The organism is Campylobacter sp. BCW_4338 (assembly GCF_001763255.1).
Classification (GTDB): Bacteria; Campylobacterota; Campylobacteria; order Campylobacterales; family Campylobacteraceae; genus Campylobacter_D; species Campylobacter_D jejuni.
The window spans coordinates 279,334-304,184 of the sequence record NZ_MJYJ01000061.1 but is presented as its reverse complement, the minus strand read 5'-3'; the positions used below and the strand labels follow the sequence as shown (position 1 = coordinate 304,184).

General features: G+C 30.9%; 22 protein-coding genes and 1 pseudogene. 5 read left to right on the top strand and 18 right to left on the bottom strand.

The genetic code is table 11. The features are described 5' to 3' along the window. Positions 1-26: 26 nt before the first annotated feature. The 7 genes from AJN69_RS07795 to guaA form a co-directional block, all read right to left on the bottom strand. Positions 27-509: a DNA-deoxyinosine glycosylase gene (locus AJN69_RS07795; RefSeq protein WP_053872627.1), complete on the bottom strand. Its 483-nt coding sequence runs from the start codon at positions 507-509 to the stop codon at positions 27-29. Then, positions 506-2,665 carry a polyribonucleotide nucleotidyltransferase gene (locus AJN69_RS07790; protein WP_070288350.1) on the bottom strand — a complete coding sequence of 720 codons (2,160 nt, stop codon included), beginning with the start codon at positions 2,663-2,665 and terminating at the stop codon, positions 506-508. The genes AJN69_RS07795 and AJN69_RS07790 overlap by 4 nt, the downstream gene beginning before the upstream one ends. A 69-nt stretch (positions 2,666-2,734) precedes the next feature. Continuing rightward, positions 2,735-4,783, bottom strand: a complete 2,049-nt coding sequence (locus AJN69_RS07785; RefSeq protein ID WP_044780114.1) for an LPS-assembly protein LptD — start codon at positions 4,781-4,783, stop codon at positions 2,735-2,737. Then, positions 4,773-5,225, bottom strand: a complete 453-nt coding sequence (locus AJN69_RS07780) for an RDD family protein (RefSeq protein WP_002871012.1) — start codon at positions 5,223-5,225, stop codon at positions 4,773-4,775. Before AJN69_RS07780 ends, AJN69_RS07785 begins: the two co-directional genes overlap by 11 nt. Beyond that, a complete protein-coding gene (gene purD, locus AJN69_RS07775) occupies positions 5,222-6,472 on the bottom strand; it encodes a phosphoribosylamine--glycine ligase (RefSeq protein WP_052857438.1) in 1,251 nt (416 codons plus the stop codon). Before purD ends, AJN69_RS07780 begins: the two co-directional genes overlap by 4 nt. Before the next feature lie 239 nt (positions 6,473-6,711). Next, positions 6,712-8,172, bottom strand: coding sequence for a hypothetical protein (locus AJN69_RS07770; protein WP_044779040.1), 1,461 nt, complete (start codon positions 8,170-8,172; stop codon positions 6,712-6,714). Positions 8,173-8,257: 85 nt separating this feature from the next. Beyond that, positions 8,258-9,793 carry a glutamine-hydrolyzing GMP synthase gene (gene guaA / locus AJN69_RS07765; protein WP_070286643.1) on the bottom strand — a complete coding sequence of 512 codons (1,536 nt, stop codon included), beginning with the start codon at positions 9,791-9,793 and terminating at the stop codon, positions 8,258-8,260. 138 nt (positions 9,794-9,931) lie between these two features. Between guaA and AJN69_RS07760 the strand changes: the two genes are divergently transcribed. From AJN69_RS07760 to AJN69_RS07750, 3 genes are read left to right on the top strand one after another with little or no spacing between them, the layout of a single operon-like run. Then, positions 9,932-10,426 carry a hypothetical protein gene (locus tag AJN69_RS07760; RefSeq protein WP_070210320.1) on the top strand — a complete coding sequence of 165 codons (495 nt, stop codon included), beginning with the start codon at positions 9,932-9,934 and terminating at the stop codon, positions 10,424-10,426. After that, on the top strand, positions 10,419-12,221 hold the full coding sequence (gene uvrC / locus AJN69_RS07755; protein ID WP_070288337.1) for an excinuclease ABC subunit UvrC: 1,803 nt from the start codon (positions 10,419-10,421) through the stop codon (positions 12,219-12,221). The genes AJN69_RS07760 and uvrC overlap by 8 nt, the downstream gene beginning before the upstream one ends. A 1-nt stretch (position 12,222) precedes the next feature. After that, on the top strand, positions 12,223-13,419 hold the full coding sequence (locus AJN69_RS07750; RefSeq protein WP_070288335.1) for a hypothetical protein: 1,197 nt from the start codon (positions 12,223-12,225) through the stop codon (positions 13,417-13,419). Here the strand turns inward: AJN69_RS07750 and AJN69_RS07745 are convergent. The 6 genes from AJN69_RS07745 to AJN69_RS07725 all read right to left on the bottom strand — a co-directional run bounded on the left by AJN69_RS07745 (position 13,416) and on the right by AJN69_RS07725 (position 17,520). Continuing rightward, the gene (locus AJN69_RS07745) at positions 13,416-14,318 is read right to left on the bottom strand and encodes a radical SAM protein (RefSeq protein WP_070288333.1); all 903 of its coding nucleotides are present in this window, start codon (positions 14,316-14,318) and stop codon (positions 13,416-13,418) included. The genes AJN69_RS07750 and AJN69_RS07745 overlap by 4 nt on opposite strands. Continuing rightward, entirely contained in the window at positions 14,315-15,337 is a 1,023-nt protein-coding gene (gene hemE, locus AJN69_RS07740) for a uroporphyrinogen decarboxylase (protein ID WP_070288331.1), read from the bottom strand. The genes AJN69_RS07745 and hemE overlap by 4 nt, the downstream gene beginning before the upstream one ends. Positions 15,338-15,409: 72 nt before the next feature. Further along, positions 15,410-15,733, bottom strand: a complete 324-nt coding sequence (locus AJN69_RS10120; protein WP_186820377.1) for a hypothetical protein — start codon at positions 15,731-15,733, stop codon at positions 15,410-15,412. Continuing rightward, positions 15,730-15,942 (bottom strand): hypothetical protein, encoded by a 213-nt coding sequence (locus AJN69_RS10115; RefSeq protein WP_186820376.1) that lies wholly within the window; start codon positions 15,940-15,942, stop codon positions 15,730-15,732. Before AJN69_RS10115 ends, AJN69_RS10120 begins: the two co-directional genes overlap by 4 nt. 1 nt (position 15,943) lies before the next feature. Continuing rightward, positions 15,944-16,264 (bottom strand): invasion antigen CiaC, encoded by a 321-nt coding sequence (gene ciaC, locus AJN69_RS07730; protein ID WP_002871002.1) that lies wholly within the window; start codon positions 16,262-16,264, stop codon positions 15,944-15,946. A 56-nt stretch (positions 16,265-16,320) separates the two neighbouring features. Continuing rightward, positions 16,321-17,520, bottom strand: coding sequence for an MFS transporter (locus AJN69_RS07725; RefSeq protein ID WP_070288330.1), 1,200 nt, complete (start codon positions 17,518-17,520; stop codon positions 16,321-16,323). 63 nt (positions 17,521-17,583) lie between these two features. Between AJN69_RS07725 and AJN69_RS07720 the strand changes: the two are divergent. Beyond that, positions 17,584-18,189 (top strand): annotated as a pseudogene (locus AJN69_RS07720) (hypothetical protein). Here the strand turns inward: AJN69_RS07720 and pdxA are convergent. Beyond that, a complete protein-coding gene (gene pdxA, locus AJN69_RS07715; protein WP_070288328.1) occupies positions 18,172-19,266 on the bottom strand; it encodes a 4-hydroxythreonine-4-phosphate dehydrogenase in 1,095 nt (364 codons plus the stop codon). The pseudogene AJN69_RS07720 and the gene pdxA overlap by 18 nt on opposite strands. After that, a complete protein-coding gene (locus tag AJN69_RS07710; protein WP_070288326.1) occupies positions 19,263-20,036 on the bottom strand; it encodes a pyridoxine 5'-phosphate synthase in 774 nt (257 codons plus the stop codon). The genes pdxA and AJN69_RS07710 overlap by 4 nt, the downstream gene beginning before the upstream one ends. A gap of 55 nt (positions 20,037-20,091) precedes the next feature. Here AJN69_RS07710 and AJN69_RS07705 point away from each other — a divergent pair, with 55 nt between their 5' ends. Further along, a complete protein-coding gene (locus AJN69_RS07705) occupies positions 20,092-21,066 on the top strand; it encodes an exopolyphosphatase (RefSeq protein WP_002870997.1) in 975 nt (324 codons plus the stop codon). Here the strand turns inward: AJN69_RS07705 and AJN69_RS07700 are convergent. From AJN69_RS07700 to glyS, 3 genes are read right to left on the bottom strand one after another with little or no spacing between them, the layout of a single operon-like run. Next, on the bottom strand, positions 21,063-22,013 hold the full coding sequence (locus AJN69_RS07700) for an SAM-dependent methyltransferase (RefSeq protein WP_002870996.1): 951 nt from the start codon (positions 22,011-22,013) through the stop codon (positions 21,063-21,065). The genes AJN69_RS07705 and AJN69_RS07700 overlap by 4 nt on opposite strands. Beyond that, entirely contained in the window at positions 22,010-22,831 is an 822-nt protein-coding gene (locus AJN69_RS07695; RefSeq protein ID WP_070288324.1) for a M23 family metallopeptidase, read from the bottom strand. Before AJN69_RS07695 ends, AJN69_RS07700 begins: the two co-directional genes overlap by 4 nt. Further along, entirely contained in the window at positions 22,828-24,822 is a 1,995-nt protein-coding gene (gene glyS / locus AJN69_RS07690; RefSeq protein ID WP_070288323.1) for a glycine--tRNA ligase subunit beta, read from the bottom strand. Before glyS ends, AJN69_RS07695 begins: the two co-directional genes overlap by 4 nt. Between the last annotated feature and the right edge of the window lie 29 nt (positions 24,823-24,851).

Below are 24,851 nucleotides of genomic sequence, written 5' to 3'. Positions count from 1 at the left end.
TTCTTGCTTGGGTAATGCTTAGTTTGCTATTTTGTAAATTTTTTGATTATTTCATAGTTTTGTAAAAGCTGTTCAAAAGAAAAATTTAAATTTGCAGGAGAAGTTGAGGGTAGGGCTACGGCTTTTAAATGAGAGTGAAATTTAGTAAAAAATTTATAAGCACTTTGTCCGGTGGTAAAAATGGCTTGGATTTTAGCTTGAGAAAGGATTAGGTTTAAATCATTGGCTTTTGCATAGCTTATGGTTTTATCATCTGAATTTTTTATCTTGCAACTTTGAAGTACATCCCAAAGAGCGATATGTTTTTTTCTTAAAAAGGCTTGTTGTTCTGTGATATTTTCTAATTTTACATCAAAAAGTGTTTCTAGTATAGGCCAAAAACGATTTCTTGGGTGTTGATAATAAAAGCCGTCTTGTCTTGATTTGATAGAAGGAAAAGAGCCCAAAATTAAGATTCTAGAATCCTTGTCAAAAAAAGGCTCAAAAGGGTGAGTTAGAAATTCACTCACTCGCACAAATCCACAGAAATTTTTCCATTTTTAATTTCGCTGATTTTAACTTTTAAGCTTTGGTTTTCGCTTAAATTAAGATGCTTGCTTTTTGAACTATGCAATAAACCATCAACACCATTTTTAAGTTCCACAAAGGCTCCAAAAGGAGCGATTTTTTTAATAATACCTTGAAATTCTTGCCCAAGTTCAAAGTCTGATATATCTTTGTCTTTAGAGCCTTTTTTAGTTCCTTTTTGAGAGCTTGTGATATTTATGATGTAGTCTTTTGCGGCTTTGATTTGCTCGTTTTGATTACCTGCTATTTTTACTTCACCTTTTTCGCGATCTAAGTCTATAGAAACGCCAAATTTTTCTATGATTTCTTTGATGGTTTTTCCAGCTTGCCCTATGATATCAACGATTTTTGAAGGATCAACGCTAAAAAGCTCAAGTTTAGGTAAAACTTCTTCATTGACTACGATTTCTTTGGCGGCTTCTTCCATGATATTTAGGATGTGAATTCTTCCTTCTTTGGCTTGGTATAAAGCTTGTTTTAGTGTTTCTTGATCGATTCCGCCCAGTTTTATATCCATTTGAAGAGCAGTAACGCCGTCTTTGCTTCCTGCTACTTTAAAGTCCATATCCCCATCATGATCTTCAAGTCCCATGATATCTGTTAAAACAGCAAATTTGTTATCTTCAAAGATAAGCCCCATGGCTACTCCTGCAACAAGTTTTAAGCTTGGCACTCCTGCTGCTTTTAGGGCTAAAGATCCGCCACAAACCGTTGCCATAGAACTTGAGCCATTGCTTTCTAAAATTTCACTGACTAAGCGGATTACATAAGGATAGTTTTCATCTATGCTTGGATAAAGTGCTCTTTTGGCTAAATTTCCATGTCCTAGCTCTCTTCTTCCTGGAGCTTTGATAGGACTTGCTTCGCCTACTGAAAAACCTGGAAAATTATAATTTACCATAAAGCGTTCGCTTATAGGATTTTTTTCTGTAAGCAAGTCTATCATTTGAGCATCGTTTTCTCCGCCTAAGGTTGCAACCACTAGAGCTTGAGTTTGTCCACGAGTGAAAAGACAAGAGCCATGAGCGTTTGGCAAGAGATTGGTTTCTATACTGATAGGACGCACCTCGTTTAAACTTCTACCATCAGCTCTTTTGCCTTCATTTAAAATTTGCTCACGAATAAGTTTGCGTTTGACTTTAGCTAAGGTATTTAAGATACTTTCTTCGCTCCAGTCTTTAGCGATTTCAAGATTTAAAATTTCTTTAGCAATTTTATTTAGTTCGCTTGCTCTTTCGCTTTTTGCCATTTGGTTGATGGCTTCTTTGATTTGTTTTTGGAAATTATTTTCTATAAAAGCTAAAATTTCAGGATGTTCAATCTCATTTTTTAGTTCGATTTGAGAATTTTTTTTGTGTTTGCTAAAGGCTTCTTCATAGGCATTTGAGCCATTTAATATAGCTTTTTGAGCTAAATTTAGAGCTTCTAAAATTTCATCTTCGCTAAGTTCATTCATATTTTGTGAAGTGGTTTGAGTTAAAACATCAGCATAAGGAGCTTCGATAAAAATTTCATTTTCTTTTTGATCAGGTAAGGCTCTCATTTCTATCATCAAAAGCTCATCTTTTACACCTGCTACATAGAGATCTAGAGTGCTATTTTGAAGCTCTTTATTGTTTGGATTGAGTATGAAATTTCCATCTATCTTTCCTATGCGAACACCACATACTGGAGCTTTCATAGGTATATCACTAAGATAAAGTGCCACGCTTGCGGCATTTAAACTCATTACTTGCAAATCTACTTTAGGATCGGCTGAGAGAACCATCACAACGATTTGAGTTGGATAAGCATAGCCTTTTGGAAAAAGAGGGCGTAAGCTTCTATCGATAATACGTGCTGTTAAGGTTTCTGCATCACTTGGCTTGGTTTCTCTTTTGACATAACCACCAGGGATTTTGCCCGAGGCATAAGCTTTTTCGATGTATTGGACGGTTAGAGGTAAAAAATCTTCTTCAACTTGTTTTTCTTCTCTTGCAACTGTAGCTAGAACAACGCTTTTGCCTTGTCTCATTAAAACAGCACCAGCAGCTTGTTTGGCGACTTTATCTATATCAAATATTTCTGTATTTTTGTTAATTTCTATGCTGTATTGCATTATTTTTCCTTTTTTACCAGATAATAAATTCGTAAAATTTTTTAAAATATTTAGCAAATTTCATCCTTTTTAAATTTTGTTTTCACTTTCTGCTAAAGAGAAATCGTATTTTACTCCTCCTAAAGGATAGAAGTTGAAAATAAAATAAACTCCGCTTTGATTTTTAGCTGTGATACCACCACTTGTGAGTTGTGGATCGATTCTTTCTCTATACATTAAAGAATAGTTCCAACATTTTCTTTGATAGGTATAGCCAAGTTCCCACATGTTTGCATGAGCTCTTTGAGTATCAAACCAAATTCCACCAAATAAATTGTAATTAGGTGTGGCAATATAATTTGCTCTTGTGCCAATAAAGCTATATTTTCCATACTCATCGTTTTGATAAGCATGAGAAAACATCCAATTAAATTTTGAATTTGTATTGACTTCTATTTGGCTGATGACATTGGTAAAGCGACTTTGCTCATAAGAGTAAAGCACTTCGCTGTTGAGATTGATGTTTTCATTAAAATAATAAGTTAAAAGATTTTCAAGTTCATAGAATTTATTTTGTTTATTGAGATAGTCAAGTGAAAATCTGTGTTTGAGTTTTTTTTGTCCTTCGTTGTTATAGAAATATTGTACAGCATAAAGACTTGTATGTTCGTTTTCTTTGTCGTATTCTTCAAGATAATCTTGCGTGATTTTACCTGATTTTGCTCCTGGTAAAATGTAATTCACTCCTAAATTTAAAGTATGAAAGAAATTTTCATAAGCTTTTGAAAGATCGGTGTAGAGATTAAAATCATGAGTGTTTCTAAAATAATGCTCATGGTTTCTTTCGGGATCGTTGCTATAATTTACAAAAGAAGCATAAAATCTTTCTGTAAAAGTAAAGTGTAAAAAGTTTCCAAAAAAAGCATTGTGATACGAGATAGGCAAGTCTAAATTTAACTCATTTGCATAAGAACCAGCAGGTCGGTAAAAATTATGAAATGAAGCATCAAATGAATAACGTAAGCGTTCATCAAAAAGGTTATTTAAAAATCTATGATATTGAAAGCTTGGATATTCTTGCAAGGTTGTATTGTTGCTAAGTTTAGATGTGTCGATATAATATCTTGCATAAGCTCCATAAAAATTGTTTTCATCAGCTAAAAAATAATTGATTTTGGAGGTTACAAGCGAGTTAAGATCTCGATAATCTCTACTTCCTAAATTTAAATAATCCACATCGTTGAGATAGGTTGCATCTATCCATAGACCTTCTTGAAAATTATCACTGAGCAAAGATTTGATTAAATCATCTCTTGAGTATTTTAGTTCTATTCCATAGTGGGTTTGGTTTTTCAAATTTTCATCGTGAAAATAGGAGCTATTTTCTCTAAAAGCACCAAAATTTAATTCTCCTGTTGAATATGGAGAATCAAGAAATCTTAAAGTAGAATAAAGTCCAAAACCACGGTTTGTTCGAATTTGTGGATCAAGTTCTAAATCCCAATTTTCTTGAGTGGCAATATAAATAGGTTGTTCATAGTATAAGCCTTCGCTACTTTTTAAAACGATTTTTGGGATTAAAAGTCCGCTTTGTCTATGAGTATCAGCACTAAATCCAAAATAAGGTAGATAAAAAACCGGGGTATTTTTAACATATAATCTTGCATTGTAAAGATGAACAAAATTGGTTTCCCGGTTAAGCCAGCCTTTTGAAAAACGAATTTCCCAATCAGGATCTTCAACATTGCAGCTTGAAACTGCTGAAATTTTACTTTCAAAGACTTTATCATTTAGATGGCTTGTTTTGCTTTGAAACCATACTTCAAGATTGTTATTGGAAAAGAAAAAATTACTAAAATCGGCTTGATTGGAATTTAGGTTGATTTTAGCATAATCAGAATGTGATCTTTCGTTTTGTCCCCTTAGGATGTTAACATCGCCAAAAAGCTCAACATCTCCGGTTTTTTCATTGTAAATTGCTTTATTGGCAGTGATGAAATAAAAATCAGAAAAAATAATAACATCATTGTTTGCAGTAAGAATATCACCTTCTTTTTTTGCATCAAGAGCGTAAATATCAACTTGTGCTGCACTTAAAGCTATGCTAGTTCCTAGCAATAAGGAAAATTTACGCCACATCGACTACTATTGTCCTTGCTAGATAATCCTCCCAAGCTTTGCGTAAATCATTGCTTAAAGCCCAAGCAAATCCAAGCATAAATGCCATAGCACTAACCTGTCTTATGGCAGATCTGATGCAACTTTGGATGAGATTGGGTTTGTCAAGAAGATTTTCATCCAAGATGATAATTTTGCATAATATTTTTCCCAAACTTGCCCCATAAAGATAAGTAAAAATTGCTTGATAACTAAAATGAAGCAAGATGAAGCCAAGATAAAAATTTCCTATAATTTGAGTTGTTTCAAATAAATCTTTTGCTTGGATTAGACGATCATAAAAAATGATAAACACAATCAAAGAAATAATCATATCATCGATTAAAAAAGCTAGAACTCTTTTTCCAAAACTTGCTATTTTTAGATTTTCACGCTCTAAGCGGTCTTGTAAATTTTCTTTCATTTAAGAACCTGATGAGCGATGTCTTTTCTGTATTGCTTTCCTTTGAAATTTACATTATCACAAAGTTTATAAGCATTTTTTTGCGCTTCTTCTATACTTTTTCCTGTGCCAACGCAAACCAAAACTCTTCCACCATCAGCCATTAATTTGCCATCTTCTAGGCTTACTCCAGCATAAGAGATATGAGAGTTTTCAGGAATGTTATTTACAGTAATTTCACTTTTTGGTGAACTTTTGTAAGGATAGTTTTCACTCGCGCATACAACCCCTACTGCAAATTCTTTTTTGATTTTGATTTTTGTGTGTCTTAAGCGTCTTTGAGTAGCAGCTAAAATAAGCTCCAAAGGATTTTCGATTAAAGGCATTAAAACTTCACATTCAGGATCGCCAAAGCGAACATTAAATTCTAATACATAAGGTTTATTTCCAACGATCATAGCACCTATAAATAAAACACCACAAAATTCCGCTCCTTCTTTTTTCATGCCTGCTAAAGTCGGTAAAATAATATCTTTTTGAACTTTTCTAAGCAAGCTTTCATTCGCTAAAGAGCTAGGAGCGTAAGCACCCATTCCGCCAGTATTTGGCCCTTGATCATTATCGAGTAATTTTTTGTGATCTTGTGCTGCAGGAAGTAAAACAAAATCATTGCCATCACATACTGCAAAAATGCTTAATTCATAACCATCTAAAAATTCTTCAATTACAACGAGTTTTCCAGCATCTCCAAAGCTTTCTCCGCTCAGCATTTTAGCTGTTTCTTCTATAGCTTCTTCATGAGTCTTAGCTATGATAACACCTTTTCCTGCACAAAGTCCATCGGCTTTTACTACTATAGGAGGGGTTAAACTATGTATAAAATTTTTTGCTTTTTCAATATCATTTGTGTTTAAAAATTTGGCTGTTTTGATACGGTATTTTTTAAGAAAGCTTTTCATAAAAGATTTTGAGGTTTCAAGCATTGCAGCAGCTTTACTTGGCCCAAAAATAGCAAGTCCTTGTTGTTTAAAAATATCTACAACACCTTCAGCTAAAAAACTTTCACTTCCTACTATACAAAGATCAAAACCTTTTTCTTTCGCATAGGTTGCTAAAACTACTGGATCTTTTAGGTTTAAATTTGTTCCAAGACTTTCGGTAGCGCCATTTCCAGGAGCAAAATAAAACTCTAAATTTTTGTCTACTCTTCTTAAGGCTAAAGCAATAGAATATTCTCTTGCACCACTACCCAAAATCATTATTTTCATTTATATCTCCTTTTAAACCCAAACAGCCGTTTAACAAAGATTGACCCCAAAAAGTCAAAGAAAACCGCTAGGTAATTTTTAAAGGCTGCAACTTCTCGCTTTTTTCAAAGCTCAAACGATGCCACAGAACACGGTAAATCACACAATCGCAGTTAATAAAAATGTGTTGGATCACTTTAAATACCACAAACTGTTTAGGCAAGGAAATTATAACTTAATTTAGCTTAAATTTCTATGTCTTAAATCAGTTTAAATTTGGTTTTTCCTGATTTGTCAAAATGCTTTCCTTGTAAAATAATATCGGCAACATTTTCCCAAACATGTTTTTCATCAATATAGACTATATCAAAGGTGTTATCACGCATTAAAGACTGATAATTCACTTTTTTAGGTGCGTATTTTACTAAATAATATGGATTTTGTGAAAAGTTTTCAATTTTTAATTTGCATAATAAATCTAAATCCGATGTGACAACTAAAAATTTTTTTCTTTGTTCTTTTGTAATTTTTTGAATATACACTAAAAGTTTTTGGTCAAAAGGATTTAGAGCGGATTTATTTAAGCGACTTAAGTAATGTTCTGCAAAAGAAAGAGAACAGAAAGAATTTTCTATATTGCTCATGGTAAAATAAGAATTTTTAACCCCTGATGATTTTAAAGATAAGTGCCAAATTTTAACATCCATTATGGTTGCGCATAGATTTAAACCTGTGACAATTTTTTTAAAGAGCTTTTCTCGTGAAAGTTTAAAAGCATTTTCGAAAATATTGTAATTTTTCTTATAAAAATCTTCCCTTATAGCATCAAGTCTTTTTAGTGTTGTTCTGTAGTATTCTGCTTCTTTTTGTAGTTTAGCCAATCTTTCTTGTCTTGCTTTAAGTTTTTCAGGGTCTGTATTGGCCGCATTGCTTTTAAGATTTATTTCAGATTGTAAAGTTTTCATTTGTGCTTCAAGTGAGGCTAGACGATTTTTTCTTGTATCTATGGTGGCTACTAAAGCTTGGTAATGACACTGCAAAGATAAAAAAGTTTCGTTAAAAATTTTAGTGATATTTGGTTTTTGATCAGCTATCATTTGCTTATATGAATTCTCTAAATGCATCATGATACTTTTTAACGCGCTAAATTGGGTTTGGTCTATGCTATTATCCATAAAAATTAAAGTATCATAAGCTTTAAATAAAAATCTTTTAAGTATAAGATAATCAAGTATGCAAGGAATTTCCTTTTCATCTTGTAGATTGGCTTGAAGCGTTTCTACGGATAAAATTTCATGGGCAAAATATTTTTGTATAGCTTGAGGTATAGTAAAAGAAAGAGGAATTTTTTCTATACTGTCAAAGTCTGTTGTTCTATAGAGTTCTGTTATATAAGCACTTCTTCTTGAGTTTTGCAAGTCTTCTAATTCATCATCATTATCAGTTTTCCAAAAATCATGCTCAGTGATAAAATCCCCTTCTTTAAATTCTTGAAATTTTGAAGGTTTTATACCCGTTATGGTTTTGCTTGTTTGAACGGGCTTGCCGTCTTCTGCTTTTTTTTCGCTAGAAAGAGTTCTAAATTCCACAAGCATGCCAACACTTGGCATACTTTTTTTATCATTCCAAATTTGGCGATTGAAGTCAAAAAAGGTATTTGCTGAGTTTGTAACGGTTCCACGTCCTGTAGAATCCATATAAATAGCTATTTTTCCATGCATATTTCTTCCTTGAAATTTCTTGAATAAATTCTAGCCTTATTTTTATAAAAATTTTATAATAAAAATAAGAGCTAGAAAAAATGGATCATTCCCATTCTATGGTTGCAGGTGGTTTGCTTGAGATATCATAAACAACGCGGTTTATACCTTCTACTTCATTGATGATACGGCGACTTATGTTTTCTAAAACTTCGTAAGGTAAATGTGAAAAGGTAGCTGTCATACCATCGCTTGCATCTACAACGCGTATGCAAACTGCATTATCATAAGTGCGGTTATCCCCCATAACCCCAACGCTTTTAACATTTAAAAGCACGCAAAATGCTTGCCAAGTTTTATCATACCAACCTGTACTTTTAAGTTCTTCGAGCAAAATTACATCAGCCTTGCGCAATAGTTCTAAGCTAGGGCGATTTACTTCTCCCATAATGCGTATAGCAAGCCCTGGCCCAGGGAAAGGATGGCGATAAACCACTTCTTTACTAAGTCCAAGCTCAAGCCCTAAAGCACGCACTTCATCTTTAAAAATTTCTTTTAAAGGCTCTATGAGTTTAAGATTCATTTTTTCAGGTAAGCCCCCTACATTATGATGGCTTTTAATGGTTTTGCTTGCACCTACAACAGAACTTTCTATGATATCAGTATAAAGTGTGCCTTGAGCGAGATATTTTACATCTTTATGTTTTTTTGCTTCTTCTTCAAAAACTTCTATAAAGGTATTTCCTATGATTTTTCTTTTTTGCTCAGGATCTCTAACATTAGCCAAGCGACTTAAGAAAATTTCACTTGCATCAATGCTGATAAGATCGATACCTAAGGTATTTTTAAACATAAATTCAACTTGTTCTTTTTCTCCGCTTCTTAAAAGTCCATTGTCTACAAAAACTACTATAACTTGCTCTTTTATAGCACTGGCTAAAAGTGCAGCAACTACACTACTATCTACTCCGCCACTTACAGCACAAAGCACTTTATCACTGCCTACTTCTTCACGGATTTTTTCCGCTTGAGTTTTTGCAAAAGAACCCATATTCCAAACGCTTTCACAATTACAAGCGTATTTAGCAAAATTTTTTAAGATATTTTTGCCAAATTCACTGTGTTGTACTTCTGGGTGAAATTGCAGAGCAAAAAATTTCTTATCTTCGTTGCCAAAAACACAAAAAGGACTATTTTCACTTGTGGCTAAAACTTCAAAACCTTGAGGTAAATTTTCTACTTTATCAGAATGACTCATCCAAACGGTTTGTTTTTTTGGAAGATTTTTAAATAAAGCACTATCTTTTTTAACTTCTATGTTTGCTTTACCGTATTCTTTATGTCCTGCAGGTGCAACTGTAGCTTTGTAATGATGTGCCATAAGCTGCATACCATAACAAATTCCAAGAACAGGTAAACCCAAGTCAAATATGCCTTTATCGCAAAAATACGCATCAGTTGCATATACGCTTGCTGGACCTCCGCTTAAAATAATACCTTTTGGTTCTTTTGCCTTAATATCAGCTAAACTTACATTAAAAGGTAAAATTTCTGCATAAACTCCTTGTTCCCTTAGGCGTCTTGCTATAAGCTGAGTGTATTGAGAGCCAAAGTCTAAAACTAAAATATCTGCTTTTTTCATTATTTACCACCTATGTAATTGTTCGTATTTTTTAATGGTTTTTACCGAACCATTTTGTTCATAGCTTGTGTATTGAGGGTTGCCTTTATATCCGCAAGCACAGAAGAAAATTAAGAAAAGAAATGCTAAAATCATCTTATGAGAAAAAGAAATAATATTAAGATGACTAAAAACGCTAGTGCTGTTATTAATGAATTGATGGATAAACCTCATTATAAGCCTTTAAAAACCTTATTTTTTTGCAAAGATTTTTTAAGTTCTTTTCCGCTTGCTAAGCAACGTTTGATTGCTAAAATTTATGTAAAAAATCATATTTTAAATATAATAACCTTACATCCAGCAGCTTATCAAGAATTAAATCATGATGATAGCAAAATTTATATTAAATTTCTCATAAAAGCATATGGACAAAAATATCCTTTAAGCGGATTTGTTGATATAAAAGATATAAAAATTTTTTCCCAAAAATACACTTATGCAGTAAATAAAAACAAAAATGATGAAAAATTCTCTAAAAATTCTTATTTGGAGCTTTCTAAGGGTGAATTTAAAAATTGCTTTAAAGATGAAAAATTATTTAAGAAATTTGAAGATTTAAGAGAACTTATAAAAAAAGGTTCTAATCTTGACTAAAGAGAATTTAGAAAATGAGCTAAAAACTCTTCCCAATAGTGCTGGAGTTTATCAATACTTCAATCAAGAAGGAAAGCTTTTATATGTGGGTAAGGCTAAAAATCTTAAAAATCGTGTCAAATCTTATTTTGCTTTTACTCCAAATTTACATGCAAACCCAAGAAATTCTTTAAGAATTCAAAAAATGATTGAAGAAACAATACATTTGGAATTTATCACTACTAATTCAGAAGCCGATGCTTTGATTTTAGAAAATTCTTTTATCAAACAACTGCATCCAAAATATAATATTTTACTAAGAGATGATAAAACTTATCCTTATATTTATGTGGATTTTGAAGAAGAATTTCCACGCTTTGAGATCACTAGAAAATTGGTAAAAAAAAGCCAAATTAAATATTTTGGCCCTTTTTTTAAAGGTGCTAGAGAGCTTTTAGATGCGCTTTATTTATACTATCCTTTAAAGCAAAAAGCAAGTTGTAAATCCCCTTGTATTTTTTATCAAATTTCTCGTTGTCTTGCGCCTTGCGATAAACGCATCAGCAGGGAAAAATACCTTGAAATTTTAGATGAGGCTATGCACGCACTTTTAAATCCTAGTGTTTTGCTTAAAAACTTAGAAAAACAAATGCTTGTTTTAGCGCAAAATGAAAATTACGAAGAAGCAGCTAAAGTAAGGGATCAGATTGCAACGATTAAAGATTTGGAAGTTAAGGTTGAAATAGATATTGCAAAATTAGAAGATTTTGAAGTATTTGCTTTAGCCTTTGAAAATTCCATGCTTTCAACCTTACGTTTTGTGGTGCAAAATGGAAAAATTATCAGTGCAAATTCTAAGATTACTCCTATAAAAAATGATATACAATGGGATAAAAATGAAATTTATAAGCAACTGATTTTAGAAAATTTTAGCATGGATATTCCTTTACTTGCAAATGTTATTTATGTTTATGAAGAATTTGAAGATAGAATACTTTTAGAAAAAATTTTAAGTCAAAGGTTTGATAAAAAAATCAGTATTAAAATCCCTAAAATAGGAGAAAAAAGAAAAATTTGTGATTTGGCTTTTCAAAATGCCCTTTTAAATATAGAAAAAGAGCAAAAAAATCATGATTTTACTATACAAAAAGAATTAAAGTCTTATTTTGAGCTTGAAAATTTACCAAATAATATAGAAATTTTTGATAATTCTCATTTGCAAGGCGTGGCAAATGTTGGAGCTATGGTAACTTATAGAATAAATTCTTGGGATAAGTCAAAATATCGAAAATTTCATTTAAAACATAAAAATGATTATGATCAAATGCGTGAAGTCTTAACGCGTAGGGCTTTGGACTTTGATAAAATACCCCCTCCTGATTTATGGCTTATAGATGGAGGAAAGGTTTTGCTTGATTTGGCTAAAGAAATTATTGTAAGTAGTGGGGAAAATGTCGATATTTTAGCTATTTCAAAAGAAAAGATCGATGCAAAAGCACATAGGGCTAAAGGAGGTGCTAAGGATAAAATTCATTCCTTAAAAGGAGAATTTAGCTTAAGTATTAACGATAAAAAACTACAATTCTTACAGAAATTAAGAGATGAAGCGCACCGTTTTGCTATCAGCTTTCATCAAAATACTAAGAAAAAACAGGACTTGAAAAGTTCTAAGCTTGCAAATTTAGGACTTAGTTCAGGGGTTATACAAAAACTTTTAGCGTATTATGGAAATTTTGAATCTATATATAAGGCTGATTTTAAAGATCTTGCAATGCTTGTAGGCAAGAAAGCGGCGCAAAAAATAAAGGAAAATTGATTTGATATTAGCAGGGATAATTTTTATTTTTAATCTAATTTTAACGTATTTAAGTATTGATATCTCAAAGCTTGATAGTGTTGCTGAACAACTGAAAATAGGTATGTTTTCTAGCATTTTTGTTTTATCTTTAACACTTTTTATTTTTGCTTTTAGACAAAATAGAAATATAAACAAAATATATCAAAAAATTTTTTGCATGCAAAATGATTTTTTAAATTTTCAAAAAAAGATTGATGTTGATAGTGCGCTTGATTTGTTAAAGGAAAAATTTGAAACTACGGGACAAAATTTAACTAAAATATCCCATGAAAAAGACAGATATTTGCATTTATTAGAAGAAAATTTATATCAGCTTGGAAATATATCCAATGCAATGCGTTGCTTAAATGAAGGGTATAATAAAGAAATTAATTCTTTGATTTTAAATGCCTTAAATTCTCAAAAAGATCAAATTAGATTAGAATTAAATGAGGCTTTAGAGCATCATAAAAGCATTATAGGGACATCTCATGGAAAGGTTTTGCAGTTTGAAGCAAGTGTGGCTATAGTTAATAATGATGAGCTTGAAAATTTTTTACTTGCAAATTTACTTTCGTATTTTGGCATAGAAAGTACTTGTTTTAAAAATTTAAGTTTTGATGTTAATGACTTTCATTTGATTTTTATCAAGGATAAAATTTTAAATGAAAATGTAAAGAAAAACTATGATTTTATAGTGATGGGTCGGCATAAAAATACACATTATGAGTATTTTTTAACTTTACCTTTTGAAAAAAAAGATCTTGAAAATATTTTGCAAAACAAGCTTGATAAGGTTTGCACTTTAAAATTTAAAACCCCTTATCAAAATAATGTATTGCTTTTTAAACAAAATGATTTTGATGCAACCTTATTTTTCAATATAATAGAAAAACAATGCGATAAAAATATATGTATAAATTCTTTTAGTCAATTAAAACAAGAATTAAGCAAGGAGACTTATCGTTTGATTTTGCTTGATTATGAATTAATTAAATTTGATCTTGAGCAAATGAGAAATTTGCTAAGTGCTTATAAAAAACAGCATCCACAAAGCCATATCATCTTTTTTTCAAAGGAAAAAGTTAGGGATTTTGATTGTGTGAGTGAAGTTTTAAGTGATGTAAGTAGAAATGATCTTATAACTTTACTTAGAAAGTATTTACCAAAGGTCTAAACTTTATAAAATTTAACTCCAGCTAAATCGAGAATTTTTACCTTTTTTTCTTTGATAAGTTGATTTAAGAGAGTTTTGGATTGTTCATCAAATTTCACTTCAATGTCTATTTCGCTTTGTGAGCGTAAATGAAGCATTTTTAATAATTCTTCTTCATTGAAGCTTAGTTTTTCAGCTTCATAATGCCTTTTGGCTAAGAGTACAGGAGTAGAATCTATAAGTTTAGAAAGTTCTAAAAGTTTTTCTTCGCTTACTTTTTTAACGGCATAAGCAGGAGGTCTATCTATGGTGCTTAGATCAACCCTTAAAGGCATGATTTTTTTTAAAGCTTGATTAAGTGCTTTAAATTCTTCTTCGTTGTCATTAAGATCTTTAACAACTAGAATTTCCATAATCAAATCTCCATTAAACCTAGCTCTAAAATCTGCCATTTTTTCTATCATTTTTTCTAAGTCAATGTTTTTTAAAGCTCTATCAATACGATAAAAAGTTTTAGCAACTGCACTATCTAGGCTAAATTTGACCACATCTAGTTTTAGCAAAGCATTAAATTTGCCTTCATCTAATACAGCTGTGCCATTGCTTAAAATAAGCAATTTTTTATCTTTAGCAATGCTGCGTAAAGATAAAATAAGCTCATTTAAATAAGGATAAAGACTAGGCTCTCCGTTGGCAGTAAGGGTAAGAAAATCAAATTCAACATTTTTTTCAAGCATAGCTTTAACTTCGGAGATAATTTTATCTATGCTGATAATTTCATCCTGTTTTTCTTGGGCTTTTTTTTGAACAAGCTCGCAATAAACACAATCAAAATTGCATTGTTTTTTACTAGGGCTTAAATCTATACCCAAAGATCTTCCAAAACGCCTTGAGTTAACAGGACCAAAGAGTATTTTCATTTAGCTGAACTTTCTTGTACAAGCTTGATAAAATATTTTGCATTTTCAACAGGAATATCAGGCAAGATCCCATGTCCTAAGTTGAAAATATGAGCTTTATTTTGCATGGTTTTTAGTATTTTTTCCACTCCTTCTTTGATGGCATTTTTATCATAAAGTCTGCAAGGCTCCATGTTGCCTTGAAGAGTGTATTTGTGCGATAGTTTATCACGTGCTAAATCAAGCGGAGTGCTCCAATCAACTCCAAAAACATCAAAATTACCATCGATTCTATCCAAATAACCGCTAATGCCTTTAGGGAATAAAATTACAGGTATATTTGGGTATTTGCTTTTAATAAAATTTGAAATTTCAAGCATATAATTAAAAGAGAATTCAAAAAACTTATCATATTCTAAAGCACTTGCCCAGCTATCAAAAATTTGTATAGCATTAGCACCTGCTTTAATTTGCTCTTCTAAATAAAGTTTTAAAACTTGAGTTAGTTTGTTTAGAATTTTATGTAAAAGTTCTGGGTTTTGATAAAGCATTTTTTTACACTTTGCATAATTTTTACTTCCACTTCCTTCTATCATATAGGTAGCTATAGTCCAAGGGCTTCCGCAAAATCCTATTAAAGCCTTGCTTTGAGATAATTTTTCTCTTGTAAGCTTTAAGGCATCATAGACATAATTTAATTTTTTATGTGCATTTTGATCGTCAAGTTTTTCTAAATCTTCTAGGGTTGAAATAGGATTATCAAAAACAGGCCCTTCTCCTTTTTCAAAACGTAAATTCATACCCATTTCAAGAGGAACAACTAAGATATCTGAAAAAATGATTGCTGCATCTACATCTAAAATATCAATAGGCTGTAAAGAAACTTCAGAAGCTTTTTTATAGTCTTTGCATAAAGAGAGAAAATCACCCGCTTGTTTTCTTACTTCCATATATTCTGGCAAATACCTTCCTGCTTGACGCATCATCCAAATAGGGGTGTAGGGTGTAGGTTTTTTAAAGCAAGCATCAATAAAAATCATTATTTTCCTTTGTTTTTAGCAAAATTATAACAGAAATTGATAAATTAAATTATCAATTTCTCGATATTTGCTTTACACAGAAGAGCCAACAGGCGCTGAAAAAACATTAAAAAAATCTTTATTATTTTCTTCTTGTTTTTTGCTATTGCCAAAGATTGGACTATTTTTAGTGTGATATTTAGCTTCGGCTTGCATTTGCATATAGCTTATTCCCTCTTGTGTATTTGACTTTCCGGAATTAAATTCTTGCTTGTTGTTTTTTATATCTTGTTTTTCAAGATCGAGATTAAGTTTCCCGTTAATTTTTTCATTAACTTGAGTGCTGATTTTTTCTTTGGTTTGTTCTTCTAGCTTCAATCTTATGTGTTCCCTATAAGCTTCTTCATCAGGAATCATTTTTTTTCGTATTCTCCTGTTTTTTTGTTTAATACAAGTTCTTCCTTAAATTTTTTAATTTTGGAGCCGACAAATTCTTCTACTTCTTTAAGTAAAACTTTAAAAGGGGTATTCCATAAAGAATTTTCATCTTGCTTGAAGTTATTAGAAAATTTACGAGAATTATTAGAATTCTCGTTTATGTAGTTTGAGTTTTGATTGATTTGCATATTAAGCCTTTGTATTGTTTGCAGCATTTCCTGCGTCAATTGTAGCAAAAAGCTTATTTAGCAAAGTCTCCTCATTTTTTTTGTATTGATCTTCTCTCATTTTTTGCCAAGCATAAGATCTAAAATCTTCTCTAACAGCACCAAGATCAATGTCTTCATTAGTAAATTTGCTTGAGTTTGTTTTTTTCTCTTCCTTTTCTTCTTTGTTTTTTACTTCATTTAATGTGGCTTGAAATTCATCTGCCGAAGTATTTTTCTCTTTAACTTTAGTTGTGGTGCTAAAGATAGCATTTGATGTTTTTTGAGTGATATCTACTACCATTTTCTCCTCCTTTATTTAACTTTACATTAAACAAACAAGCAATTTCTATTCCAGTTTTATACATTTTTTAAACTTTTTCTTTGAAATTTTTTATAATTTAATTTATCTTTGGCAAAAAGCAAGGCAAAAATCAAAGCAGGGCTTACAAAAAGTGCCGAAAATAAAGCATTAAATTCTATACCCAATCCTGCTAAAACAATCCCACCTAAAAAACTTGCTAAGGCTATGCCTACATTAAAAGCTGCTTCATTTACACTTACTGTGCTATCTATGACTTTATAAGTATGGCGTTTAGCTTTAGCAATGCTAAGCATTTTTAACGCAGGTATGGTTGAAAAGGCAAAAAATCCTATCAAGGCTACGCTAAAAATGATTAAAATTTTAGAATGCATGGTGAGAAATACGCTTAAAAATACTAGAACTTGTATGCTTAAAATAAGACGTAAAGAAAAAATAGCACCTTTTTTATCTACTATTTTTCCGCCCCATAAATTCCCACAAATTGCACAAATTCCATATAAAAGCAAGATGTAAGCTGTATCTTGGACTCTAAAACCGCTTATTTCTACAAGTAATTTTTGCAAATAAGTATAAAGAACAAATTGAGCCCCACAACTACAAATGGTTATAGTATAAGTTTTTAACAAATTTTGATGTGAAAAAGCAGGGATTAAATTTTTAAGACTTGTTGGGCTAGGATGTAAATTTTTGGGCATCATATGCCATACTCCAAAAAATGCTAAGCTTGTAATGATAAAAATAAGTAAAAAGATAAATTTAAAGCCAAAATAATGCCCTATGAAAGTTCCAAGCGGCACTCCAGTAACCAAGGCTACAGTAAGTCCTGTGACCATTATAGCCAGAGCGCTTGATTTTTTATCATCTGGAGTTATAGCACTTACAGCTAAGGTAGCAATGACAAAAAATACTCCATGTTGTGTTCCTGCTATAAAACGTGCAAATGCTGTAAGATGGAAATTTTGGCTAAAAAAGATAATGAAATTTGCTAGAGCAAAAATTCCAAGATTGATTAAAAGTTGTGTATGTCTGTGAAAACGACTTAAAGGTATAGTAATAAGAGGAGCGCCTATAACAACACCTATAGCATATAAGGTTGTAAGATAGCCCGCAGTTTTTGCATCTACGCTAAAATACGCTTCAACATCAACCAAAACTCCTGCCATAACAAATTCGGTTACACCCATACAAAAAGCACTAAGAGCTAGTGCAAAAAGAGCTTTTTTGTAATTTTGCATTTTAAGTTCCTTATAAAAAATAAAAACGCATTATAATAAAATAAAAATTTTTAAAGGTAAATAATGAAAAAAATTATTTTATTGCTTGGTTTAAGTTTGGTGAGTTTAGGGGCTTTGAGTTTTGATGAGCTTATTTATAAAGATGAAGTAAAACCTAGTTTTGATTGCTCTAAAATCAAAGATGATGGTAAAAGTGATGATGAGCTTATGATATGTAATGAAATTGGTGTGCGTAATGAATTTGAGAATAAAAAACTTGCTTTAGTAGATAACATCTATAGTAGTTTGTATCAAAATATTTCAAAAAAGCAGATAAAAAGATGAAAAAAGATTTTAAAGCTATTTCAAAAAAGATGCTTAAAGAAATAAAAATTTGTATAAAAATATGCAAAATACAAAAGCAGGGGAAAATCCTATTTTACTTTTACTTAATGCAAGTAATTGGATGCAAGAAGCTTATATTAAGGCTTTATTAGAGCTTATGCAAAGAGCAAATAAAGATAAAAAGATCAAAGAAGTTTTAAGCAAATTTTTAAAAATAAAGTTGATAAATATGAAAATTTACTCACTCAAAGTTTAAATACCAATAAAGATTTGCAAGATTTTATAGACAGCTTAGCTAAAGAAGATTTGATTGATTCTAGGGTTAAATTAAGCCTTAGGATTTAAATTAATTGCAAATTTAGCCGCTTCAAAATAACTTTTAGTGTTGATTTTAGCATTTTTATAGGCCTTATCAAAGGCCGTACCATGATCAACGCTGACGCGTATGATAGGTAAATTTAAACTCACATTGATGCTTTTATCAAAATACAAGGCCTTTAAAGGAGCAAGGGCAAGATCGTGATACATAGCCACTAAACGATTGCAGTTTTTTAAACCAGCCTTAGTAAAAGCCGTATCAGCTACTAAAGGATAGGGTAGATAAACACCCTTGTCTTTAAAACTTAAAAGCAATTCTTTTTGTAAATTTTCATCTTTTAAAGCTTTTTTGAAAAATTTTTCATCTTTTTTAGAGTGTAAAAAGGCATTAACAAAGGTTATAGCTTTTTCCATGATTTTTTCTTCTTCTCCGCCTATGACTCCATAATCTCCAGCGTGAGGATTAAAACCTAAAAGCCCTATTTTTTTAAAATGCGTTTCTTTGTAAAAATCTTTTAAAAAGATGCTTAAATTTTTAAAAGTGATTTTTTTACTCACCTTAGCTAAAGGTACATGTTCGCTAAAAAGTCCTACAAACAGCTCTTTACAACCTAGCATCATAATGGCATTTTTTTTAAAAAAATCCCTTAAAGCATCGGTATGTCCTTTGTATTTAAGTCCTGCGTCTTCCCAAGCTTTTTTGTGTATAGGTAGAGTAAGCAAGGCATGGGCGTGTTTTTCATAGACAAAATAACTTGCCGCCTTAAAGCTTAAAAAACTATAAAGTCCACTTTTTGCATCTATTTCTCCGGCTTGGATTTTAAAATTTTCATCTACTTTAAAGCCTAAAGGAAGGCAAAAAGAGTAAATTTCAAGAGAATTTTCTTTTTTTATAAAATTAAACTCATAGTCTTTGTCATCTTTAAAAGCTACGATTTTTACATTAAAAGGTTTTAAATTTAAAAGTTTTAAAGCTTTATCAAGCAAGCTTTCGTGGATAAAATAAAAAGGTGTGCAGATTTTGCTTAGTTCTTCATGAGAACGCACTAAAATTTCAAGTCCTATGCCGTTTATATCGCCTATACTAATGGCTAGTTTTTTCATCTTTTAATAAGTTCTTTCATTTCTAAAATAGCGTTTTGAAGTCCTGTAAATACAGATCTTGCTACAATGCTTTGTCCTATATTTAGCTCGCAAATTTCTTTAATTTTTACTATGAGTTTTACATTTTTGTAATTTAAACCATGTCCTGCAGCCACTTTTAAGCCAAGCTCTACGCCCTTTTTAGCACAGAGTTTTAAATTTTGCAATTCTTTTTCAAATTGAGCTTGTAGGTTTTTTTTATCTTGATCAAGTTCTTTTAAGGCAAAAGCAGTATGAGAGATATTGCTAAAAAGTGCGTTGTGTAAATTCGCATAATGTCCTGTATGAAGCTCTATAAATTGGGCTTTTAAAATTTTTGATTTTTCTATATCTTCTAAACTAGGATTAATAAAAAGTGAAACTTCAATGTTTGCATTTTGAAGTTTTTCTATGCTTTGTTTTAATTTAGCATGATTTAAACAAAGCCCCCCTTCTGTAGTAAGCTCTTCTCTTTTTTCAGGTACTAAAGTAACGCGGTGGGGTTTGAGTTTAAGAGCTAAATTTAAAATTTCATCATTTAAAGCACATTCTAAATTGATAGGGCTTTTGCAAAATTTTATGATATTTTCCAAGTCAAAATCCTGAGCATGACGGCGATCTTCTCTTACATGCAAAGTGATTTGATCTCCGTGTTTAGCTGCTATAAAAGCAGCCTCTAAAAGATCAGGATCATTTACCATTCTAGCTTGTCTTAACACTGCGATATGATCGATATTTACACCTAAAAGCATATTTTTCCTTTAGAACTTTTTTGCTATTATACTATAAAATCAAACAAGGAAAGTCATGTTAGGTATAGATCTTGGTTCAAATACTTTAAGAGCAGTGCAAATGGATGAAAAATTAAATAAATTAAAAGAATATGAATTTGTTATTGGAGCAGCGAAAAATTTAAATCAAAGTGGAGAAATTTCTAAAGAAGCCATACAAAGATTAAAAAATGCTTTGAGTATTTTAGCTAAAGAGCAAGATTTAAGCAAAGCAAGAGCTGTGGCGACTGCAGCTTTTAGAAAAGCAAGCAATACAAATGAAATTTTTGCCCATTTAAAAGAAGAATTTGGGATTGATTTTAAGCTTATAGATGCTAAAAGTGAAGCTAAGATCAGTGTTTTAGGCATGCAATCAGGTTTAAGAAGGCTTAAAATTTGGGGAGAGTTTGCGTATTGTGATTTAGGAGGGGCTTCTTGTGAGCTTTCTTTTAGAAAAAGTTTTAAAAGTTTTGATTTTGGTATTATTAGTTTTTATGAAAAAAATCGCTATTCTTATTGTAAATCTTGTATTTCTTATAAAAAATTGATAAAAAAATATCCTAAATTTATCATCAATATTAAAGATAAAAAACTTAAAATTCATTTTTTAATTGCAAATCCCTATTTAAAGCATCTAGCTTTTAGGGCTTTTGATGAGGTGGTTATGATTAAAAAGGAACTTCGTTCTTTAGGGGTTAAAACGGTGGTTTTAAATTCCGGAGTTCCTACTACACTTGGTGCATTAAAACAAAATATAAGCTATGAAAAGTATGAAGCAAGTAGAGTAAATGGTAAAAAACTTTGCCATAAGGATTTTTTAAATTATGCTATTAAACTTTTTCATATGGAAGAAAAAAAGGCCATAAAAGAAGTAGGCATGATGAGAAAAAATTATTTGAGTGCAGGTTGTTTGCTGTTTTATGCTTTGTTTGATAAACATAAACTTCTAGTCATTGATGAGGGTTTAAGGGAGGGAGTTTGTTTGGCGAGTATGAAAAATATCAAATTTTAATTTTTTTGGAATTCGAAAAAATGAAATTTTTCATCAAAATTAAAAAATAAAATTTTAGCTTGAGATAAAAAACTTTCGTAAGTTTTAATGTTTTTATTTTTTGTGTACTCTAATAAATCTTCAAAACCAAAATCCATTAAAGCAAGACTTTGTTTTTTAAAATTTAAAGGTTTAAAATCATATGCTTTGATGAGTTTTTGAAGATGGGTAAAATTAACATTATAAGTTAGATCGCTTTTGCCGAAAAAATCTTTTAAAGATACTTCAAAAGGGCTAAAAACTTCGTGCTTTTGATAGATTCTTAAGCTAAAATTTTGTACATTAAAAGTTCCATAGTCAAATCCTGCAAATACAAATCTATCGCAAGCTTGATCTAAATCTTTAAAAAAATTTTCAAGTTCTAAGCTGAGTTCGCCTTTTGTAAAATTTAAAGCTTTGCATTTTGTGATTAAATTTTCATCCATATTTTTAAAAATAAGTTTAAAATTTTCTACAAATGCCATTTTATCATGATTTATAAGTTCGCAAGTAAAACTATCAAAAAGTTCATTGCAAAAGAAAAAAGCGTTCTTAAAATGGCATTCTTTAAGGTTATTTTTGTGAGTAAATTCCACTCCTTCTAAAGTGTTTTTTTGTAAAGCTCTTAATTTTTCATGCGGTTCTATGACGAAAAAAGAAATTTGAGAAAAAATTTCAGGTCTTAATTCAAGCAAAGCGGATAAAAAATCACGACTTAAATAGCCTTCATTAGCGCCTATTTCTACAAGTTCTAAAGGGAGTTGTAAAATTTTTTTATCTATTAAATTTAAAAAATGCTTGGCTAAAAGTGTGCCAAAAAGATTTCCTACGCTCACAGCAGTAAAAAAATCTCCGTTTTTTCCTATACTTACAGCATTTTTATAATAGCTCTCATGGAGCCAAGCATGGAAAAAGTCACTAAATTTCATTGAAAAATAGCATTAAATTTGGAGACAAAATCCAAAGGATCGACTTGTTTGCCTCCAGCTAAAATTCCAAAATGCAAATGCGGCCCACTTACCCTACCTGTAGCCCCGCTAAGTCCTATAAGCTCACCTTTTTTTATCTTTTGTCCTACTTTAACATCGATTTTAGAAAGATGATAGTATTGTGAATAAATTCCAAAACCATGATCAATGACTACTGAATTTCCTGCAAAATAACGATCTTTTGCAATTTTTACTATGCCTGAATTGGCTGCATAAATAGGCGTTCCTGTGGCAGCTCTAAAGTCTGTTCCACTGTGATAACTTGCTACTTTTTCATTAAAAGTTCTTGCTTTACCAAAATCACTTGTGATAAAAGATTTTAAAGGTATATTAAAAGCACCGTTAAATAAAGCTTTTGGAGTATAAGAGCTATAAATCGCATTGGCTTCTTTTAATTCTTTAGCGATGCGTTCTTGTACGGTTTTTGGCGGAAAAATCTTTTTGTTTTCAACTTGCAATTTTTCACTTTTATAATTACCTTCTAAAGTTTTTATGAAAATTTCTTCTTTTTTATTTTTATAAAATGCGATAAGTTTTGTATTTTTCGGGGGATTTTTGTAAGGTAAGGAAAAAATAGCTAGAACTTTTTCTTGATTTTTAGGATGTGTAAAAGTGGGAATATTTTTACCATTATTTTTTAAAGATAAAAAATCTTTCTTATCTAGCTCCAAAAATAAAGCTTGACCTTTGATGAGTTCTAAATTTTGAGCTCCAAAAAGCCAAAGAGTAAGGCTTAAAAAAAGCCATAAGGCTTTCATAGGCTTAACTCTTTAAGATCGGCGATTTTTAAAAACTCCGCATAAATTTCATAAACCAAAGCTTGGCGATTATTTTTAAGTTTTTCATCTTCAGCATTAATCATCACTTGATTAAAAAACTCATCAATAAAAGGCTTAAGTGCAAAAAGATTTTCAAGTTTTTCTTGTAAAGAGTTGGCTTTAGTTTTTTCTTGAAAAGCTTTGTAAAGTTTACTTTCTGCTTCTTGAACAAAAAGACTTTCATCAACTTTATGAGGATTTTTAGTGGCGATATTGGCTAGTCTTTTAAAGGTTGCAAAATTTTCATTAAAATTATCTTTTTTGCTAAGTTTTATAAGAGCATTTACGCTTTGATTGATATGGATAAGATCTGTATTTTGTGAGCTTAAAACCGCTTTTACAAAAGAAGCATTGACTGTATAAAAAGTATAAAGTCTTTCAAAAATAAAATCTTTTAAAATTTGCATATCAAAGCTTTTATAATGATTTGAAAGTTTTTCTAATAAAATTTGGATATCAAATTCTTTATTTAAATTTAAAGCAATTTTAATGATCCCATTGGCAGCTCTTCTTAAGGCATAAGGATCCTTTGTTCCGCTTGGAATTTTTCCTATGCTAAAAAGTCCTATAAGGGTATCAAGCTTGTTTGCAAGGGCTACTATGCTTGAAAATTCTGTACTTGGAAGTGGAGCTTGTTCAGAATTAGGAAGATATTGTTCTTTGATGGCTAAGCAAATTTGATAATCTAAGCCCATTTTTTGCGCATAATAACTTCCCATAATGCCTTGCAAATCAGTAAATTCATAAACCATTTGTGTGGCTAAGTCTGCTTTGGCGTATTTTAGTGCTGTGCTGATATTTTCGATTTTATCATTATGAAGCATTTGACATAAAATTTCAGCAATTTTAATCTCTCTTAAACTTTTATCTTGCATTGTGCCTAAACCTTCAAGATAAGTCATTTTGGCAAGTTTTTCAGGTTGCAAACCATTTTGTAAATCATTTTGATAAAAAAACATTGCATCGCTAAGTCTTGCACGCAAAACTCTTTCATTTCCATGTATGATTTTTGAATAATCCTTACATACTGCATTGCTTACTACTATAAAATGATTACTTAAGCCTTTGTCGTTAAAAACCGCAAAATAGCGTTGATTTTCTCTCATTGAAGTGATGATGACTTCGCTAGGAATTTCTAAAAATTCTTCTTCAAAGCTTCCTAAAAGTGCATTAGGATATTCTGTGATAGCAACTACTTCAGCTAAAAGCTCCTCATCTTCTCCAATTTGTATATTTTTTTGACTTTCTATGAGTTTAAATTGTTCAAGTATTTTTTCTTTTCTTTTGATTGGATCAAGGATGATATAGTTTTTTTCTAGTAGTTCAAAATATTCTTTTGCATTGTTAAAATCTTGCAAATCATAACTTACGCTTCTGTGAATGAAAGTTTTTTTAGTACTTTTTACTCCATAACTTTGAAAATCAACAAGTTCATCATTTAAAATGCAAGCTATAGAACGGATCGCACGGATGAATTCAAAAGAATTTGCACCCCAGCGCATACTTTTGCCAAAACTAAGACTTTTTAGAAATTTTTCTACCATTTCTCCTAAAATTTCTTGACTTTGCAAACCTTTAATAGCTTTTTGATGGTACAAAACTTCCTTGCCTTTGATTTCTTTAAAAGAGAGTTCATTTTCACTGATCCTTGCTTTTTGCAGGAAGCTTTGTCCCGCAGGAGTTAAAACTCCATCTTTATAAGCAACATTTTTAGGTGCTCCTATAAATTCAGCAAAGCTATCTTCTTGTTTGTCTGCAAAATTTTCATGAAAAAAAACTAAACGACGCGGAGTATAATAAAATTTAAAATCACTTACCAAGCGGTATTCTTCTAAAACATTGTTCCATTTTTTTTCTATATTAGCTAATTCTTTTAGCAAAGGAATAGCAGGTAATTCTTCTGTACCAATTTCTATTAATAATTCACTCATAATTTACTCTTTTTAAAATTTATTTCTAA

What these genes read in the sequence shown, in the direction of transcription:
- AJN69_RS07790 (WP_070288350.1), bottom strand. Translation starts at nt 2,665, where the DNA reads ATGCAATACAGCATAGAAATTAACAAAAATACAGAAATATTTGATATA.
- AJN69_RS07785 (WP_044780114.1), bottom strand. Translation starts at nt 4,783, where the DNA reads ATGTGGCGTAAATTTTCCTTATTGCTAGGAACTAGCATAGCTTTAAGT.
- AJN69_RS07780 (WP_002871012.1), bottom strand. Translation starts at nt 5,225, where the DNA reads ATGAAAGAAAATTTACAAGACCGCTTAGAGCGTGAAAATCTAAAAATA.
- purD (WP_052857438.1), bottom strand. Translation starts at nt 6,472, where the DNA reads ATGAAAATAATGATTTTGGGTAGTGGTGCAAGAGAATATTCTATTGCT.
- AJN69_RS07770 (WP_044779040.1), bottom strand. Translation starts at nt 8,172, where the DNA reads ATGCATGGAAAAATAGCTATTTATATGGATTCTACAGGACGTGGAACC.
- guaA (WP_070286643.1), bottom strand. Translation starts at nt 9,793, where the DNA reads ATGAAAAAAGCAGATATTTTAGTTTTAGACTTTGGCTCTCAATACACT.
- AJN69_RS07760 (WP_070210320.1), top strand. Translation starts at nt 9,932, where the DNA reads ATGAGAAAAAGAAATAATATTAAGATGACTAAAAACGCTAGTGCTGTT.
- AJN69_RS07745 (WP_070288333.1), bottom strand. Translation starts at nt 14,318, where the DNA reads ATGAAAATACTCTTTGGTCCTGTTAACTCAAGGCGTTTTGGAAGATCT.
- hemE (WP_070288331.1), bottom strand. Translation starts at nt 15,337, where the DNA reads ATGATTTTTATTGATGCTTGCTTTAAAAAACCTACACCCTACACCCCT.
- AJN69_RS10120 (WP_186820377.1), bottom strand. Translation starts at nt 15,733, where the DNA reads ATGATTCCTGATGAAGAAGCTTATAGGGAACACATAAGATTGAAGCTA.
- AJN69_RS10115 (WP_186820376.1), bottom strand. Translation starts at nt 15,942, where the DNA reads ATGCAAATCAATCAAAACTCAAACTACATAAACGAGAATTCTAATAAT.
- ciaC (WP_002871002.1), bottom strand. Translation starts at nt 16,264, where the DNA reads ATGGTAGTAGATATCACTCAAAAAACATCAAATGCTATCTTTAGCACC.
- AJN69_RS07725 (WP_070288330.1), bottom strand. Translation starts at nt 17,520, where the DNA reads ATGCAAAATTACAAAAAAGCTCTTTTTGCACTAGCTCTTAGTGCTTTT.
- pdxA (WP_070288328.1), bottom strand. Translation starts at nt 19,266, where the DNA reads ATGAAAAAACTAGCCATTAGTATAGGCGATATAAACGGCATAGGACTT.
- AJN69_RS07710 (WP_070288326.1), bottom strand. Translation starts at nt 20,036, where the DNA reads ATGCTTTTAGGTGTAAATATCGATCATATCGCAGTGTTAAGACAAGCT.
- AJN69_RS07705 (WP_002870997.1), top strand. Translation starts at nt 20,092, where the DNA reads ATGTTAGGTATAGATCTTGGTTCAAATACTTTAAGAGCAGTGCAAATG.
- AJN69_RS07700 (WP_002870996.1), bottom strand. Translation starts at nt 22,013, where the DNA reads ATGAAATTTAGTGACTTTTTCCATGCTTGGCTCCATGAGAGCTATTAT.
- AJN69_RS07695 (WP_070288324.1), bottom strand. Translation starts at nt 22,831, where the DNA reads ATGAAAGCCTTATGGCTTTTTTTAAGCCTTACTCTTTGGCTTTTTGGA.
- glyS (WP_070288323.1), bottom strand. Translation starts at nt 24,822, where the DNA reads ATGAGTGAATTATTAATAGAAATTGGTACAGAAGAATTACCTGCTATT.